The organism is Polyangiaceae bacterium, assembly GCA_020633235.1.
Taxonomy (GTDB): Bacteria; Myxococcota_A; Polyangia; order Polyangiales; family Polyangiaceae; genus JACKEA01.
On record JACKEA010000001.1, the window covers coordinates 793,049 to 809,074 of the forward strand.

The following is a 16,026-nucleotide window of genomic DNA, read 5'->3' on the forward strand; positions in this document are numbered from 1 at the left end:
ATCCTCACAAGCGGAAGAAGGCGGTCGCGGCTCCGCCGAGCACCTGGGCGAGGGCCGGCGCTGACAGCCCTGCGTCCGCGAGACGTCGGAGCTCCCGGTCCCAAGCAAAGGGAATGTTGGGGAAATCCGTGCCGTACATCACTCGCTCCGGCCGCAGGCGCACGAGGTCCCAGGGCACCTGGTCCGGGAAATAGCCGGCCAGCGCCATGGTCGTGTCGAGCCACAGGTTGTCTCGGGACTCGAGCAGCCGGGCGTAGGCCTCGAACTCATCCGCACCCAAGTGGGGGATGCACAGCCGCAGATCGGGGTAGGCGTCGAGCACGGCTTTCACGCGATCGGCGGAGCAGAGCAAGTGGGGATCGCAGCGGTAGCCCGGGCTCTTGGGCTCGCGCCCGGCGTGAATGACGACGGGTTGGTCGTGGGCCACGGCGGTGCGGTACACCGCCTCGAGCGCGGGATCGTCGGGTGCCATGCACTGGACGTGGCAGTGGAGCTTCACTCCCTTGAGGCCCATGGCGAAGGCCTCCCTCAAGATCGCTTCCGTATCCGGTTCGCCCGGAAACACGGTGGCCACACCGCTGGAGGACGAGTGCTCGCTCACCAGCTCCGCCACGAAACGATTGAGGCCCCGGGCGATGCCCGGCTTGTGCGCGTAGTGCAACAGCACCGTGTGGTCGACGCCCCGGGAGCGGAGGTAGTCGATGACGGCGGGCGCGAGGATCTTGTAGCGGATGGGCCAACCCCAAGTGTCGAACCACTTCCAGATCGCGCGGAACAGTCTCTCCGGGAACACGTGAACGTGGGCGTCGACGATTCTGGGTAGACCTTCAGGAACTCTCGCGCCCTCGGAATCGTCGACGGCCGGCAGAGGAGAGGCGAGATAGCCGGGGGTGCTCGCCTGGGCCAGGCACGGGACGAGCCTGTCGTCTTCGTGATGGGTCATCAGCGCCGAATCCCGATCACCCGCAAAACGCCGGTCGCGCGAGAAAGGTGGACCTCCACCGGCGGAAGCCTACCGTGTTCGGGATACTCGGCGTGGAGCCGGGCGATCACGTAGCTCCGGACGCGGGCGGCGCGGGGCAGCGACAGCTCGATCTCGCCCAAGCTGGCGTTCAAGCGTCGGGCTGGACCCAGGGGGCGGCCGCGCTCGTCGAACAGCTCGGCGAGATAGTGAGCGCCGGCTCCGCTCACGACGCCTTCGGCGACCGCGCGGTCCTCGAACACCAACAGCCGTTCCGTCGTGGCCGTGACGGCGCAGGGCGTGGCTGCGAGCAAATGCCGTGACACCAGCGCCGCGCGTCTCGCCTCGAGGGCTCGCCGCAGGTGCCGAGCCACTCCAGCGTCCGCGATGGACCCAGCGCGCACGGCCGCGGCGAGGAGCTTCGTGGAGACATGCGTCAGAAGCTCGGCGATCCAATATTCGTCGCCCGGTAGCAGGTGATCGATGGGATCGAAGGGCATGCCCAGGTCGAAGCCTTCGGCGGAGAGCGGGAAGGCTCGCAAGCTGTGCTCGTCCTCGATCTGCGTGGCGGGTCGATGCAGGCCGAGCGTGACGAGATTGACCAACGGGCTGCCGCGCACCGTTCCTGCGGCGGTCTCCACGCCATCGCCGTGTATCAGATGGCGGACTCCGAGGGCCGTCCTCAGGCCCACCACGTAGTGCTCGACGTGTCCCTTCCCCGGCGGCCCCCGGTAGACGTCGCGCAGATGTGCCGGACCGAGATCGCCGATGTCGAGCCACGCGGCCACGATGCCGAGCACTCGAAGTGTGCGGCGCTCCGTGGGCTCGATGCGGTCGTTGGGATCGTCGGAGCGCCGCTCGGATGCCGGTGTGGGCCCGAGATCGATGCCGACGGGCCAGCGCGTGGCGCTCCAAGCCGGGGCGCGACCGAGCTCGGGTAGGCTCGCCGTGGGCGTGACGACCCAGACCTCCGGAGAGCGGTAGCCCAATGCGCGCAGCAGGCGGCTCGAGATCGCGGCTGCCGCGCTCCGGGTGTTGGGCTCGGCGTCGGGATCCGCTTCGAGCAGATAGCGGTAGCCGCGGCCATCTTCGATTTCGAGGGTTCTGCCGCGATCCTTCTTCAGAACGAGGGGAGACCGCGGCGGTCCCGCCACGGCGTACGCGCTGGCGAGGCGCTCGGGCTCCGTCACGGCGCCCAGCCAGTAGCTGGAGCGCGGCACCTCGTCCAAGGCGTTCACGTCTCGTGCTCGGGGCGTGCGCGAGGCGTCGAGAGCGTCGACGATCGGTCGCCGCACGTAGGCCTCGGTGAACGCGACCGGCTCGATGAAGGAGGTCGAGCGCGGGAGCGGAATGGGCGCATTGTCGGCGACCGCCGTCACCACGGGTGCGTCGGCATAGCGTGCCGGGTGCGGCGTGCACGCCGCCAGGGCCAGACCGAGCCAGGCTGCGCGCGTCACGTCAGCTCCGGTGTTGGCGATCGCCGAAGCCGGACGACACGCCGAAGCTGAAGGTGAAACGGAAGCCGTCGCTGCTACCAATGAAGGCGAGGCTACCGAGCTGCGTCGAACGGCTGAAGACGTCGAAGCCGAAACCCGCTGCGAAGCGCGCGTCTTCCGGTGCCAGCTCGCTCAGCTGCGGCGCCACGGTGGCGGCGTCCACCAGCAAGCGTGCCGCCAGATAGCGCATCACAGTCCAACGATAGTCGAGGGACGCCACCGCGGACACGTAGTCGCGCCGATTGTCGAAGCCGCGAAAATCCGGCTGCCGGGGCAGCTCGTTGAACGGAACTGCGCCGTCGATGGGCGCGAGACCGTCCAGCGACAGACGGGGCGACAGCACGTTCGATTTCTCGACCACCGACACGAACGCCCCGGCGCGGCCGCCGACCCGGGCGAAGGCCGCGTCCGTGTCGTCCACGCCGTCGGCGTGGCCGGCGTAGCCCTCCAGCAGCACGCCCGTCGAGGGACCGCCGCGGGTCTTTCTCGTATCCAGGCGCAGCGCAGCCTCCTGGTACAGGAAGTGCGTTTCACTCCCGGTGCCGGGTACCGACCCCGGTACGAACACGCGCTCGAGGGTGTCGGTGGAGTCCGGCGGATCGAGCACGTGGCGTCGCGTGAAGCTGGTGGAGAGCAACAGCTCCACGTCTGGATGGACGCGAGTACCCGCAGAGACGATGTAGCGACCGCGGCGCTCCCGGTAGACTGCGCCGCGAGCTTCGCCCGTGAATCGATTGCGCGGATCCGTGGCGGGGTCCTGTCCGAGGCCCAGGTAGCCGATGGCGGACCGCTCGTCGTGCAAGGACTCGAGGGAGAGCGCGAAGGGTAGGGGTTTGGGCAGACTGAGACCGACGCGAGACTCGGCGACGAAGTCGTGGGCTCCGCCAACGCCGCCTCGCACGGTCGCAGCGTAGTGGTCCGCGCGGGCGAGGGCCCGGGCGCCCACGTTGAAGCTGCTGCCGGTCTCCACGAACAGCGTAGGAAAGGCTCGGATCTCTCCGGCCGGAGGGTGCAGCATGTCCTCCACCCGAGGCACGACCTGCTCTTCTTCGACGACTACCGCCGCTGCACCCGTCGCCGTGAAGAGCAGCTCCACGGTGGAGCGCGGCACGAATAGGAGCACGTTGATGGCGTCCCGACCGGGGTCCGAGCGACGCCGTTCCTCTTGCACCACTCCGGTGACCTCTTTCGGGTCCTGGGCGCGCTTTTGTGCCCACGCCGGCGTGGAAACGAAGGCGAGGACGAGGAGCGCTCTCAGCAATGGACGGCGGGACGTCGGTCCTTCCACGGGCGCGCGCGCTCCAGCTGTGCAGCCAGCCGAAACAGCGTGGCCTCGTCGCCGTAGTTTGCGGAGAACTGCACGCCGATGGGGAGGCCGTCGGCGTTCCAGAACAGCGGAACCGTCATGGCAGGCTCGCCGGTCACGTTCTGCAGCGGGGTGAAGGGAGAGAACAGCGCCGCGCGACGCAGCGGATCCAGCGGATTGTCCGGCGGTGCGTCGAAGCTCCCGAGGGGAACGGGGGGCTCCGCCAGGGTGGGGCACAGCCAGGCATCGTAACGCTGCATCACCCGTGCGACCTCCCGGGAGAGCCGCTGCAACAGCGTGTTCGCGATGACGTAAGCGGGGGCGGTGTGCGAACGGCCCGTCTCCGCCAGCGCCCAGCTCAGCGGCTCGACGTCTTCCTTGCGCACGGTGCGTCCGGTCATCATCGAGACGCCCTCCAGCGTGACGGCTGCGCCGGCCGTCCACAGCACGATGAACGCGTGCGTGAACAGGTCGCCCGAGATGGGCGACTCCTGCTCTTCCACCACGTGACCCAGCTCTTCGCAGAGCTTGGCGGCGTCCTCCACGGCGGCCAGGCAATCGGCGTGCACCGGGACACCGGTGGTGCTCTTCTTGCTGACGGCGATCTTGAGCTTGCCGGGCTGCCGCGACACTTCTTGCAGATACGGCGTGGTCGGTGGCGCTGCGAAGTACGGATCCCCCGGCGCAGGGCCGAGTGTCGCGTCCAGGATCGCTGCGCTGTCCCGGACGCTGCGCGTGACCGCGTGCTCGACCACGAGGCCGCTCATGATGTCGCCGAGATCCGGGCCCAGGCTGGTGCGACCGCGGGTCGGCTTGAGGCCGAACAGTCCGCAGCACGAGGCGGGGATCCGGATGGAGCCGCCGCCGTCGTTGGCGTGGGCTGCCGGAACGATGCCGGCGGCGACGGCTGCTGCGGACCCGCCGCTCGAGCCTCCGGTGGTGCGGCCGGTATCCCAAGGGTTCTTGCTGGCGCCGAACAGCGCGGGCTCGGTAGTGGGCAAGAAGCCGAACTCCGGGGTATTCGTCTTGGCCACGAACACGAACCCGGCCTTGCGCAGGCGCTCCACCAACACGCTGTCGCCGTCGGCGACGTAGTCCTGCAAGAAGCGAGAACCAGAGGTGAAGCGGACCCCCTCGCACTTGGCGAGGATGTCCTTCAGAAGGTAGGGCACGCCGGCGAAGGGCCCGTCCCCCGGGGGCTCCGCCGCGCGGGCCCGTGCCTGCTCGTACATCGGCGTGACGATGGCGTTCAGCTCGGGGTTCACGCGCTCGATGCGCGCGATGACCTCGTCCACCAGCTCCCTCGAGCTCACCTTCTTGTTTCGAATCAGCTCCGCGAGAGCCAGGGCGTCGACGTCGTCCATGGCGCGTTTGACCACGGCGGCGGCAAGGCGGCAAGCGCGTCAACCCGCGGGCAAGCGCACGGACAGCACGCTGCCCTTGTCCCCGCGATCCGCAACCGAGATGGACCCACCGTGTTGATCCACCACGGCACGCGCGAGCCCCAACCCCAAGACCAGGCCGCGGTGTTCGCCCCGCGATGGAGTGTAGGAAGGCTCCAACAGCGCTTCCAGCTGCCGCGCACTGAGCTTGGCGCTGGGGACCTCGATGTCGATGCGTGCGCCTCCGGTGCGCGAAGGCGTGGCGCGCATGCGCACGAAGCTGCGATCCGCGCTCCGTAGTGCGTGACCAATCAGCGCCGCAATGGCGCGAGCCACGCGCACGCGGTCGAGCTCGAGGGTCGGAATGCCTTCCGATATTTCCGTCACCAGCTCCACCGCGCGGTCGCCGCCCAGGTCCTTGCCCTTGGCGACGGCGTCGGACAAAAGCTCGCTGATCCGCACGGGCTCGCGCACCAGATTCAGCTGCTTGGCCTCCACGCGTGCCGCGTCCAAGATGGTCTCGATCAGCGCCAACAGCTCGCGGCCGCGCCGCTCGATGAGGTCGAGACTCTGGGCCTGCTCCGCGGTGACGGGCTCCAACTGCCGCACCAGCTCCGTAAAGCCCAAGATCGCGTTCAGCGGACTCTTCAGGTCGTGACTCACGCTGGCGAAGAACAGCCCGCGCATGCGCGCGGCGCGCTCGCGGGCCGCGATTGCCCGTTCTTGCGCCCGCGCGAAGACCCGGAAGCGGTCTGCCAGGCGCTCGATGGCGCGTCCGAGCGCCTCGACATCCCGGTAGCGCGCCGGACGCATCACGCGGGTGCCGCCGCTGATCACGGCCTCGGTGCCCAACAGCCGGATGCCGCGGGTGGCGATGGCCAGATCGTTCTGCAGCGAGCGCCCGAGGCGCGTACCCAGGAGCCCCGCCAATACGATCGCGAACAGCGCTGCCAGAGCCGAGCCCAGGGACAGCACGCCGACGGTGGAGCCGCTGAAGCGGACCCTCGCGGAGCCCTCGTCCAGCGGCGTGGTGAGCTCCACGACGCCGTTTTCGTCGCGCTCCACCCGGTAGCGCGCGACGGCTTCGAACACGCGGGCGTCGAAGCCCAAATCGTGCGCCTGATCCAGCGCGTCGCCCAGGCCCGCGTCCGGAAGCACGCCGAAGACTTCGTCGAGCCCCACCCGAGCGAGCACTCGCGCGGTCTCTTCGCGCTGGCGCTCGTCCGCGCGCCGTACGTGTGCATTGGCGATCAACGCGGAGCCGATGGCCACGAATGCGACGGGCAGCATCACCGCAACCAGGAGCCGCCTCACCGTCCGCCGGCGCGGTAGGCCGTCGCGTTCCATGGGCTCGACCACCTCACCCAGCACGTCCGGCGGCGCCAGCTCGATGGCGCGCAGAATCCGCGAGCGGATGACCACGTGCAGCGACAGGGCGGCAGCCGCCACGAAGACGCTCCCGACCAGCGCCACGCTGATACCGGTGGTCAGATCCAGCAGCACCGGTCGAAACACCGTGGCCAGCGCCGCCAGGGCGACGAGCGGCGGGATCAACCAGCCGGCGGTCACGCGCCCTGCGTCCTGATTGAGCTCCTGGAGCTCGTAGCCCTCGACCGCCCGCGAGCCGAGCGCCAGGGCACGCAGCACGAAACGGTGGCGGCGGAGCACGATGGCGTTGCGAATCACCGCCACCACGCCCCCGAAGGCCACCGCCGCGAGCAGCCCGCGCGTCGCGTCGTTGGCGACGTCGCCCCGGAGCAACAAGAAACGGGGCACCAAGCTGACCACCGCGGCGGTGCCCAAAGTGAACGTGACTTGCCAGCCCAGCGCCCGCGAGCCGAGTTTCGCCGCCGTCGCGCTCATGGCTCTGGCTCCACCGGCAGCCAGACGGTGAACGACGAGCCCACGCCCACCGAGCTTTCGAGCTCGATGCTGCCATGGTGCATGTTGACCAGGCGCCGGGTGATGGCGAGCCCGAGTCCGGTGCCGATGCTACGAGCGCCGGTGTCACCGGCTTGGCGATACTCGTCGAAGATTGCGCCCTGATCCTCGCGTGCAATGCCCGGCCCAGTATCCGTCACGCGGAATACCGCCCACCCCGGCTCCGTGCTCACTCGGATCCGGACCTCGCCCACGTTGGTGAACTTCACGGCGTTGCCCAGCACGTTGCTCAAGATCTGTCGCACGCGGCGAGCGTCCGCCCAGGCCACGGCGTGCTCGCCGCTGAGCTCGAGGCCCACACCCTTGGCGCGGGCCGTGACCAACAGTTCGCGGACGACTTCTTCGGCGATGGGAAATATGTCGACGGGGCGAGGCGACAGCTCGAGCTCGCCCGACTCCAGGGCGGAGAGATCCAAGATGTCGTCGATGAGCGCTCGGAGGTGCTCGCCGCTGTTGCGAACGACGCTCAAGTTTTCTTGGGCATCCGCGCTGAGGGGACCGTCCACCTCGCTCAGGAGCACCTCCGTGAAACCCAAGATCGCGTTCAGCGGCGTGCGCAGCTCGTGGCTCAGGGCGGCCAGGAACGCGGCTCGGTTCTGGTCGTAAGAGAGCGCGCCGGCCAGATCCTGCCGATAAGCGAGCTCCGCCGCGGTGAAGCGGTCCACCAGGGCGTTGAACGCGCTGGTCAAGAGGCCGATCTGGTCCATCGAGCGAACGGCGATGGGTTTTCCCGCGGGTGCCGCGCCCTCGGCGGCCATGCCCACGATCCGTTCCCGCACGTAGTCCACGTCCGCTCGGACGTCCCGGGCGATGGCGAACGCCACCAGCGCTGCCACGCCGATCAGGATCGCGGTCAGCGCCGCCACGCTGGTGAGCAGCGAGCTGGTGGCGAACGGCGCTTCCGGAGCGCGCACGAAGGTGACCACCGAGAGATGCTGGAACGGCGGCCCGAGGGGCGTGACGTGGTAGCGCGTGCGACCGAGCTCCGTCTGCGCTTCCCCCTCCACCTCCACCAAGATGTCGTGCAGCGTTTCGTGTGGCGGGGCACCCAGGCTGCTGTCGACGATGATGCTGGCGTCTTGTCGCACCAGTAGGATTTCTGCGCCGGAGCGCCGCGCCGCGCGATCCACGACGGCCGCGCGATCCTCCGCCTGCGTCGCGCGCAATCGCGCCGACAGCGTGTGGCTGACGATCTTGGCGCGCATCGCGGCGGCGTCGTCGCTCTGGGAGCGCAGTTGCGCGATGCCGATGGCGAGCATGGCGGCAGCGGTGAGCACGCCCAGCGCAACGACCGCCGCCGGGGCCAGCGGAAGGAAGGGGAGCCGGCGCCGGAGAGGTCGCCGCACGCTCGCCTCAGGGATCGCTGCTCAGGCGGGCGAAGACGGCGTGGTCCAGCCAGCGCGATCCGACGAACTCCGCCTGGCGGGCGATTCCCTCGAAGCGGAAGCCCAAGCGCGAGATGACACGCAGGCTGGGGTGGTTGTCGGTGGCCGCTGCGCAGCGCACGCGGTGAACGCCCATGCGCTGGAACGCGAAGTCGACGCAGGCGCGGGCAGCTTCGGTCATCAGGCCGCGGCCCGTGGCTTCCCTCCGGAGCCAGTAGCCGAGCTCGCAAGAGCGGTGCAGATGAATGCAGGAGTCGAGGCCCACCACCCCGAGCAGGTCACGCGTCTGGCGATCGCGGATCGCGAAGCGCACCGCGCGCCCGGCATCCCAGTCGGAGGCGCACGCTTCCGCATAGCGCTGACTGGCCTCGGGCGTGTTGCTGAAGGGAACCCAGGGTAGCCAGCGCTCGAGGTGCCAGCGCGACCCGTCCACGGCGTCCCAGAGCTCCGGGCCGTCTACTGGCTCTATGGGCAACAGCAAGAGCCGCTGCGACTCCACCGGGTTTCGTCGCACCGTGGCCCGGGACGGGATCGCCAGCATGTGCGGGGGCGGTGTGGGCGGCACCTTCGGTTGGGCGCTGCGAGTCACGGGCACTCCGTCCGCACCACGAAGGCCTCGAGGTGTCCCGCCTCGTAGTCCCTCCAGGAGATGTACCATTCGCCCGGCTCGCGACCGGCCACGATGGCGGGGTAGGGCTGGTAGCCGCCCACGCGCGCCAGGGTGGTGGGGGCTTCCACGCCGTCTCGAGTGAGCTTGGCGATCTTCACCCGGGAGCCTTCGTACCAGGTCGTCGCCACGCTCGTGGGCGACGACGCGATTCCGGGGCGGGAACCCTTGCGCGCGAACTCTCGATGCCAAAGGGCCTCGCCCTTCTTGCGATCGATGAACGCTGCCAGCGCGCCCGCGCTCTCGTCGTCCCACACCACGAAGCAGCCGTCGCCGCCACACGCGATGCGTGGCTGCGCGTTCTTGCCGTGGCTGGCGCTCACGGGGGTCATCTCCCCGAGGTGACGATGGTCGTCCTTCCGCCGTTTCTTCTTTTTCTTCTCGTCCTCCACGATGCCCGTCGTCAGTCCGGGATCGGAGAGCGCGATGCGCAGCAGCATCACCTGCTGCTTCTTCTTCTTTTCCGCCGTGAACACGATGTTCAAGTGATCGGCGTCGATGGCCACGTCGGGCTTGGTGGCGTCGGTGTCCGAAGCGAAAGCCGTCAGGCGCACCGCGTCCCCCAGGGGTTCCGATTCGGCGTTCAGGTGTCGCGCCACGAGGTCCGAGCTCTTGCCCAGCTTCTCTTCCCACACGGCCCAGAAGCTTCCATCCGCGGCGCGGCTGAGGGCGGGATAGAACTCGTGGCGCTGCACACCAGAGAGACGATGGGCCGGGCTCGCGATGCGCCCATCCGCTGCCAGCATGCGTACGTAGACGCCCGGGTCGTTGCCCGCGCCGTCCCAATAAATCAATGCCAGCTTGTCGTTGGCGCTGACCAGCTGCGGGTGCCGCACGCTTTCCGCTTCCGGCGTCACCAATCTCTCCGGCGAGACCCGGCGTAGCGCCTTGTCCAGCACCGCGGAGAACGCCTGCCGGCGGGCGGGGTCCTGGTGGTTGTCGACCCACACGGCGATGGGCCCCAGCGGGGACAGGGCGATGCTCGGTCGCGACGACATCACCACGACGTCGAAGGGGCGCGGGCGGGAGAGCCCCGTGACACGGCAGGGCCCGTCGCTCTTCGGCAGGCCGACCGTCGCGTGGCTCAAGAGGGATCGTGCCGCGCCGTTGCCGCCGTTGTTGAAGGCCTCCTTGAACATCGCCAGCGAGTTTTCCAGGCGCCCTTCGGACAAGAGCTTCTGGGCGCTGCCGATCTGCAGCGCATAAGGCTCCTGCTCCACGGGCTCGAGCTTCTCCGCTCGGGCGGCGTCCGGGGCTCCCGCATCCGCGGCGGTGGCGCTCGGGGCCGGGGGCGTCTGCGTCGCGACCCGTGGCGGGTGCAGCACGTAGAACCACAACAGGTAGCCACCGATGGCCATCGCCGCGACGGCTACCAGGGCCGCGATGGCGCGGCCGGCGCCGCCGCCCTTCGGGGGGGGGCGTACCGTGAGCACTTCGTCCGGGGAGAGGTCGAAGGTCTGCTGAGGGATCGACGAGGGCGCCGGGATCGCCGCGTGGCTCTGTCCGACGAGCTCGTCGACCACGGCGCCCTCTTCGTCGCTGGGGGCGGGGCTTCGGTGAAGTGAGGGAACGCTGCCCTTCTGGAATGCCACCGCCAGCGCGTCGGCGAACTCCTTGGGATCCTGGAAGCGCTTGTTGGGGTCCCGGTCCAGCGCCTTGGCGAACCAAGCGTCGAAGCTGGGTGGCAGATCGGGGCGCAGCTTGCTGGGTTTGGGAATGGGGGCGCCGGCGATCTGGGCCAGGATCATGGCCACCCCCTGGTCCACGTTCCACACCGTTTGGCCCGTGAGGCACTCGTACACGATGCAGCCCAGAGCCCACAGATCGGCGCGATGGTCGACGTCGCCCTTGCCCTTGGCCTGCTCCGGGCTCATGTACGCTGGCGTTCCGAACAGCGCGCCTTCCCGCGTGAGCCGCACCTGATCCGGATCCGCAGTGGTGGGCTCGTAGAACTTGGCGAGACCGAAGTCGAGGACCTTGGCGACCAGCTCGCCGTCCTCCGCCTTGGTCAGGAAGATGTTCTCCGGCTTGAGGTCCCGGTGAATGACGCTGGCTTCGTGCGCTTTGGCGAGGCCGCGACAGGTGTGGGTGGCCACCCGAATGGTGAGATCGACGTCCAGCCGGCGGACGCGGATCATCATGTCGTACAGGCTCTCCCCCTCCAGCAGCTCCATCACCAGGAAGGGGCGCCCGTCGTAAACGCCGGAGTCGTACACGTCGCAGATGTATGGGCTGCGAATGGCCGCTGCGGCTCGAGCCTCGCGCAGGAACCGCTCCCGAACGATGCGTGAGGTCACGAGCTCGGCGTTGAGCACCTTGACCGCGACGCGCTTGCCGATGTGGATGTTCTCCGCCTCGTACACCGCCGCCATGCCGCCGCGACCGATTTCGCGTGTGACGCGGAACTTGTCCCCGACGACAGTGCCGGGGGGAACGTGGGACTTGGGCTGAGGGGAGGCCATCTACGACGCAGTCTCCTGGGCCGACTGCACGCCCGGGACAGCGAGGGCTAGCTCGCGCTGGTAGCACCGCTGTCGGGGCAGGCGCGGCTCACAGCATCGGTTGGAGGAGACCACCATGAACGAGTCGGGAAAAGCCTGAACGCCGCCAGAGTATGCCAGGACGGCTACGGAAACACCTTTCGGATCCAATCAACTACACGATTTTCCCCGGCTTTGCGCGTCAGGATCTGGGGGCCGGGAGCAACTCCTGGAGCCCCGCGGGTAGGGCTTCGAAGGCGGGCGCGGCGGCCAGGCGCGGCGCAAGCGATGCGCTGCTCAGGGTGTGCCAGTACAGGACCCGCAGCGGACGCCCACCGAGGCGTGGCGTGTCCGCCAGCTCTAGCACCCGTGCGAAGGTCTTGGCGGTGTAGGTGGGGTCGAGGCCGAGGCCCAGGTTTCGGCCGACCTCCATCGCTTTTTCCCCCGCTGAAGTGGGCGCGCCGTAGCCTCGTCCCAGGAAGCGACCGTCCACCTCGAGCTGTCGGCGAAGCCGGCCCAGGCCCGCGCTGCCGCCATCACGTCGGAGCGCCGCAGCGGAGAGCGCCAGCACCATCGCGCTGCCGAGGGCGGGCAGGGTGGCCACCTCCACGCCCACGACCCGAGCCCGCAGCCCTTCTCGTAGCACTCCGGCCAGCAGGCCCGCGACGGTCCCGCCAGATCCGAGGGGCGCCACCAACACGTCGGGCTCGGGCGCCTCGCCGCTGCGGATCTGCCCCACGAGCTCGGCGACCGCCCGCAGGTAGCCGAGGGTGCCCAGCACGTTGGAGCCGCCGGGGGGGATCAGGTAGTCGCCGCGGCGCAGCACCCGGAGCGTTCCCAGAGGAACGCCCGCCATCGAGCCCACGGCATGCAGCTCGGCGCCCGTGCCCACCGTGGCCCGCAGCATGCTGATGGCGTGCGGCGTGCGCGGCTGCGGGCAGATGACGGCCGCAACGGCAATGCCCGCCCGCTCGGCGAACAGCGTGGTCGCCAGCACGTGGTGACTGCCGGCCGCGCCCGAGGTCACGATGCGCCGCGCGCCGCGGCGCTCCGCTTCGGACAGCAGCCACTCGAGCTTTCGGATCTTGTTCCCGCCATAGTCCGGATGGCTGACGCCATCGTCCTTGACCCAAATCTCCACGCCGGCTTGGCAGAGCGCATCGAGCCGGCGCACCGGCGTGGGTGCGTGCACGAGCTTGTGCGGGGTGGGCAACGATCGGGACACGAAGACCAAGCCGGAGCTTCTGATCGGCTTCGGGCGAGGACATGTAGCATCGAACGGCGACGATCAGAAGGATGGCGGTCAGTTGCCAATGCCGAGCCGTCGAGCCGCGACGGGGTTCGCGCCGGACCAGAAAAAATCTGGGAAGTCAGCTCCCAGCTGATGTTGGTGTCAGCGCGGAACCTCGCGTGTTCCCCAGAGCGGCGAGGCGCCGCACCACCACGGCAGCGCTCGTCGCGCTGGCGCCGGCCAGGAGCCAGAAGCCGAGGTAGAGCCAGGGCGCACCCGCATTGTAACGGCGCGCATCCGCGATCCGGCCGTGGCTCATCGCGGAAAAGCCGCGCGTGAGCCCGCAGCTCGCGCACTCGCGTCCGTGGCTCGCCTTGTACGGGCACGGGGGCGAGAGCTGCACGCGGCCCGACTCGATGTCCTCCGGAGTCACGGCGAAGGACACCGCCAAGGGAACGAACGAGACGGCCAGGACGAACGCCGCGAGCGTCAGAAGTCCGCCGAGCTCGGCGCGATCCAATCGCGCGAGGAAGCGAGCAGCGCGGTTCATGGCCCGGTGGATCCCGCGGCGGCGAAGCAGGCGATGCCCAGCCAGGGCAGCACGATCTCCGCGAGCCCGAGGAGCGCGGCGATGATGCCGATGACCAGAGCGGCGACGGCCATTCCCTTGCCGCCGAACTGCTCCGGCGTCTTGTTGATGCGCGACACGCTGAGTCCGCCCATCACGATGCCCGCGATGGCGGGCACCAGCACCAGCACGCCGATCACCGTGGAGCCGAGGGTGCACAGGAAGCAGCAGGTGCCGAACAAGCCGCTCAGCATGTTCAAGATCGCCCCGAGCAGAGCCACGATGGACAGCACCAGACCGGCGACGGCCAAGGTGTCGGTGCGCGGGCCCGGCGGCGGTCCATAGCCGGGCGGTCCACCGTAGCTGCCGGCGGGCGGAGCGCCGTAGCCGCCGCCCGGTGGACCAAAGCCTCCCGGCGGTCCATAGCCCGCGCCGCCGGGTGGCGGACCGTAGCCGCCGGGTGGCGGACCGTAGCCGCCGGGTGGCGGCCCCCCGCCGCCGGCCATGGGATTGTGTGCTCGCTGCATCGATTGCCCTCGTGTGTGGGGAGAATGCGTCTTTTTCTTCGCGACGTCCCGGCGAAACATTCCCGAAACACGGCGCCCGCTACTCAGGCCCCGAAAGCAGAGGACGCATGAAGAAAGTCGAGGCGATCATCAAGCCGTTCAAGCTCGACGAGGTCAAGGACGCGCTCTCCGAAGTCGGAATTCAGGGCATGACCGTGACCGAGGTGAAGGGCTTCGGACGGACCGGCGGGAAGAAAGAGGTTTATCGCGGGTCGGCCTACGTCGTCGACTTCGTGCCCAAGGTGAAGCTGGAGATCGTGGTGCCCGACGAGCTGGTGCTCCAGGTCATCGACGCCATCGAGAAGAGTGCCAAGACCGGTCGCATCGGTGACGGCAAGATCTTCGTGCTCCCGCTCGACGAAGCAGTGCGCATTCGCACCGGCGAGCGCGGGGACAACGCGATCTGAGGCAACGAGGGGCGGGATAGAGGGCGCTTCGAGGCGCCCGTTTCGAGATTGTCGCAGTTGGCGCCCGGCGGGCGCAAAAGGGAGACGAACAGGATGAAAGCGAAAGAAGCGATCGAGCTAGGCAAGAAGAACGGCGCAGTGATGGTGGACTTGAAGTTCATCGATCTGCCGGGCAAGTGGCAGCACACCAGCGTTCCCTTCGAGCGTCTCGAAGTGGAGAGCTTCGAGGAAGGCTTCGGTTTCGATGGCTCCTCCATCCGCGGCTTCCAGCCCATCAATCAGAGCGACATGCTGCTGATTCCGGATCCCGAGACGGCCGTCATGGATCCCTTCACCAAGCACCCCACGCTCAGCCTGCAGTGCACCATCCAGGACACCATCACGCGGCAGAACTACTCGCGGGATCCGCGGCACATCGCGCGCAAGGCCGAGGCCTACCTCAAGAGCACGGGCATCGCGGATACCGTGTATTTCGGGCCGGAAGCCGAGTTCTTCATCTTCGACGACGTGCGCTTCGACGCCAGCAGCAACGAAGCCTACTACCACATCGATTCCGTGGAGGCGGACTGGAACACGGGTCGTGACGAGAAGCCGAACCTGGGCCACAAGATCCGTCACAAGGAAGGCTACTTCCCCGTTGCTCCGCAGGACTCGCAGATGGATCTGCGAACCGAGATCTGCCTGGAGATGAAGCAGGTCGGCATCGAGGTGGAGGTCAGCCACCACGAAGTAGCGACGGCCGGCCAGGGCGAAATCGACATGCGCTACGACAGCATGGTCCGCTGCGCGGACAAGCTGATGTGGTTCAAGCACATCGTGAAGAACGTCGCCCACCGCTACAACAAGACGGCGACCTTCATGCCCAAGCCCATCTACGGCGACAACGGCAACGGCATGCACTGCCACCAGTCCCTGTGGGCGGACGGCAAGCCGCTGTTCGCCGGCGACGGCTACGCGGGCCTGTCCGACATCGCCCTCTGGTACATCGGCGGCATCCTCAAGCACGCGCGGGCGCTCACGGCCATCACGAACCCCACGACCAACAGCTATCGCCGCTTGGTTCCAGGCTTCGAGGCCCCGGTGAACCTGGCGTACTCCAGCCGAAATCGCTCGGCGGCCATCCGCATCTCGACCTACTCGCCGTCGCCCAAGGCGCGGCGCCTCGAGCTGCGCTTCCCGGATCCGACCTGCAATCCGTACATCGCCTTCCCGGCCATGATGATGGCGGGGCTGGACGGCATCCAGAACAAGATCGACCCCGGAGATCCGCTGGACAAGGACATCTACTCCCTGTCCCCGGAGGAGCTGAAGGACGTGGCGCGGGTGCCGGCTTCGCTGGAAGACGCGCTGAACGCGCTGGAAGCGGACCACGAGTTCTTGCTCAAGGGCGACGTCTTCACGCGGGACGCCATCGAGATGTGGCTGGACTACAAGCGCGAGCGCGAGCTGCAGTTCACTCGCCTCCACCCCACGCCGGTGGAGTTCTTCCTGTACTACGACATCTGACGGCCACTCGGCCGGCAGTCGCGGCGACGAAGCTCTCGGGCTTCGTCGCCGTGCTGCATTTGGGCCGCGAAAATCCCGGCTTCCATGGGGGCGCACATCGGCGCACACGCCGCTCCGGAAGAGGGTGTGG

13 protein-coding genes are annotated in these 16,026 nt (G+C 68.6%); 2 read left to right on the forward strand and 11 right to left on the reverse strand.

Annotated features, from left to right (window positions below; all coding sequences use genetic code 11):
• Window positions 1–4: 4 nt before the first annotated feature.
• The 11 genes from H6717_03475 to H6717_03525 all read right to left on the reverse strand — a co-directional run bounded on the left by H6717_03475 (window position 5) and on the right by H6717_03525 (window position 13,944).
• A complete protein-coding gene (locus H6717_03475) occupies window positions 5–943 on the reverse strand; it encodes an amidohydrolase (GenBank protein ID MCB9576080.1) in 939 nt (312 codons plus the stop codon).
• Window positions 943–2,418, reverse strand: a complete 1,476-nt coding sequence (locus H6717_03480; protein ID MCB9576081.1) for a hypothetical protein — start codon at window positions 2,416–2,418, stop codon at window positions 943–945. Before H6717_03480 ends, H6717_03475 begins: the two co-directional genes overlap by 1 nt.
• A gap of 1 nt (window position 2,419) precedes the next feature.
• Window positions 2,420–3,718 carry a hypothetical protein gene (locus H6717_03485; GenBank protein MCB9576082.1) on the reverse strand — a complete coding sequence of 433 codons (1,299 nt, stop codon included), beginning with the start codon at window positions 3,716–3,718 and terminating at the stop codon, window positions 2,420–2,422.
• The gene (locus H6717_03490; GenBank protein ID MCB9576083.1) at window positions 3,712–5,127 is read right to left on the reverse strand and encodes an amidase; all 1,416 of its coding nucleotides are present in this window, start codon (window positions 5,125–5,127) and stop codon (window positions 3,712–3,714) included. Before H6717_03490 ends, H6717_03485 begins: the two co-directional genes overlap by 7 nt.
• A 39-nt stretch (window positions 5,128–5,166) precedes the next feature.
• Window positions 5,167–7,008 (reverse strand): HAMP domain-containing histidine kinase, encoded by a 1,842-nt coding sequence (locus tag H6717_03495; protein MCB9576084.1) that lies wholly within the window; start codon window positions 7,006–7,008, stop codon window positions 5,167–5,169.
• A complete protein-coding gene (locus tag H6717_03500; protein MCB9576085.1) occupies window positions 7,005–8,432 on the reverse strand; it encodes a HAMP domain-containing histidine kinase in 1,428 nt (475 codons plus the stop codon). The genes H6717_03495 and H6717_03500 overlap by 4 nt, the downstream gene beginning before the upstream one ends.
• Window positions 8,433–8,439: 7 nt before the next feature.
• A complete protein-coding gene (locus H6717_03505) occupies window positions 8,440–9,012 on the reverse strand; it encodes a GNAT family N-acetyltransferase (GenBank protein ID MCB9576086.1) in 573 nt (190 codons plus the stop codon).
• Window positions 9,013–9,056: 44 nt separating this feature from the next.
• On the reverse strand, window positions 9,057–11,600 hold the full coding sequence (locus tag H6717_03510; GenBank protein MCB9576087.1) for a serine/threonine protein kinase: 2,544 nt from the start codon (window positions 11,598–11,600) through the stop codon (window positions 9,057–9,059).
• Window positions 11,601–11,820: 220 nt separating this feature from the next.
• Window positions 11,821–12,843 (reverse strand): pyridoxal-phosphate dependent enzyme, encoded by a 1,023-nt coding sequence (locus H6717_03515; protein ID MCB9576088.1) that lies wholly within the window; start codon window positions 12,841–12,843, stop codon window positions 11,821–11,823.
• A gap of 145 nt (window positions 12,844–12,988) precedes the next feature.
• Complete coding sequence (locus H6717_03520; protein MCB9576089.1) at window positions 12,989–13,399, reverse strand: DUF2752 domain-containing protein; 411 nt, start codon at window positions 13,397–13,399, stop codon at window positions 12,989–12,991.
• A complete protein-coding gene (locus tag H6717_03525) occupies window positions 13,396–13,944 on the reverse strand; it encodes a hypothetical protein (protein MCB9576090.1) in 549 nt (182 codons plus the stop codon). Before H6717_03525 ends, H6717_03520 begins: the two co-directional genes overlap by 4 nt.
• Window positions 13,945–14,051: 107 nt before the next feature.
• Between H6717_03525 and H6717_03530 the strand changes: the two genes are divergently transcribed.
• Together H6717_03530 and glnA are read left to right on the forward strand one after the other, a co-directional pair.
• Complete coding sequence (locus H6717_03530; protein ID MCB9576091.1) at window positions 14,052–14,390, forward strand: P-II family nitrogen regulator; 339 nt, start codon at window positions 14,052–14,054, stop codon at window positions 14,388–14,390.
• Window positions 14,391–14,483: 93 nt separating this feature from the next.
• The gene (gene glnA, locus H6717_03535) at window positions 14,484–15,896 is read left to right on the forward strand and encodes a type I glutamate--ammonia ligase (protein ID MCB9576092.1); all 1,413 of its coding nucleotides are present in this window, start codon (window positions 14,484–14,486) and stop codon (window positions 15,894–15,896) included.
• The last annotated feature ends 130 nt before the right edge of the window (window positions 15,897–16,026 follow it).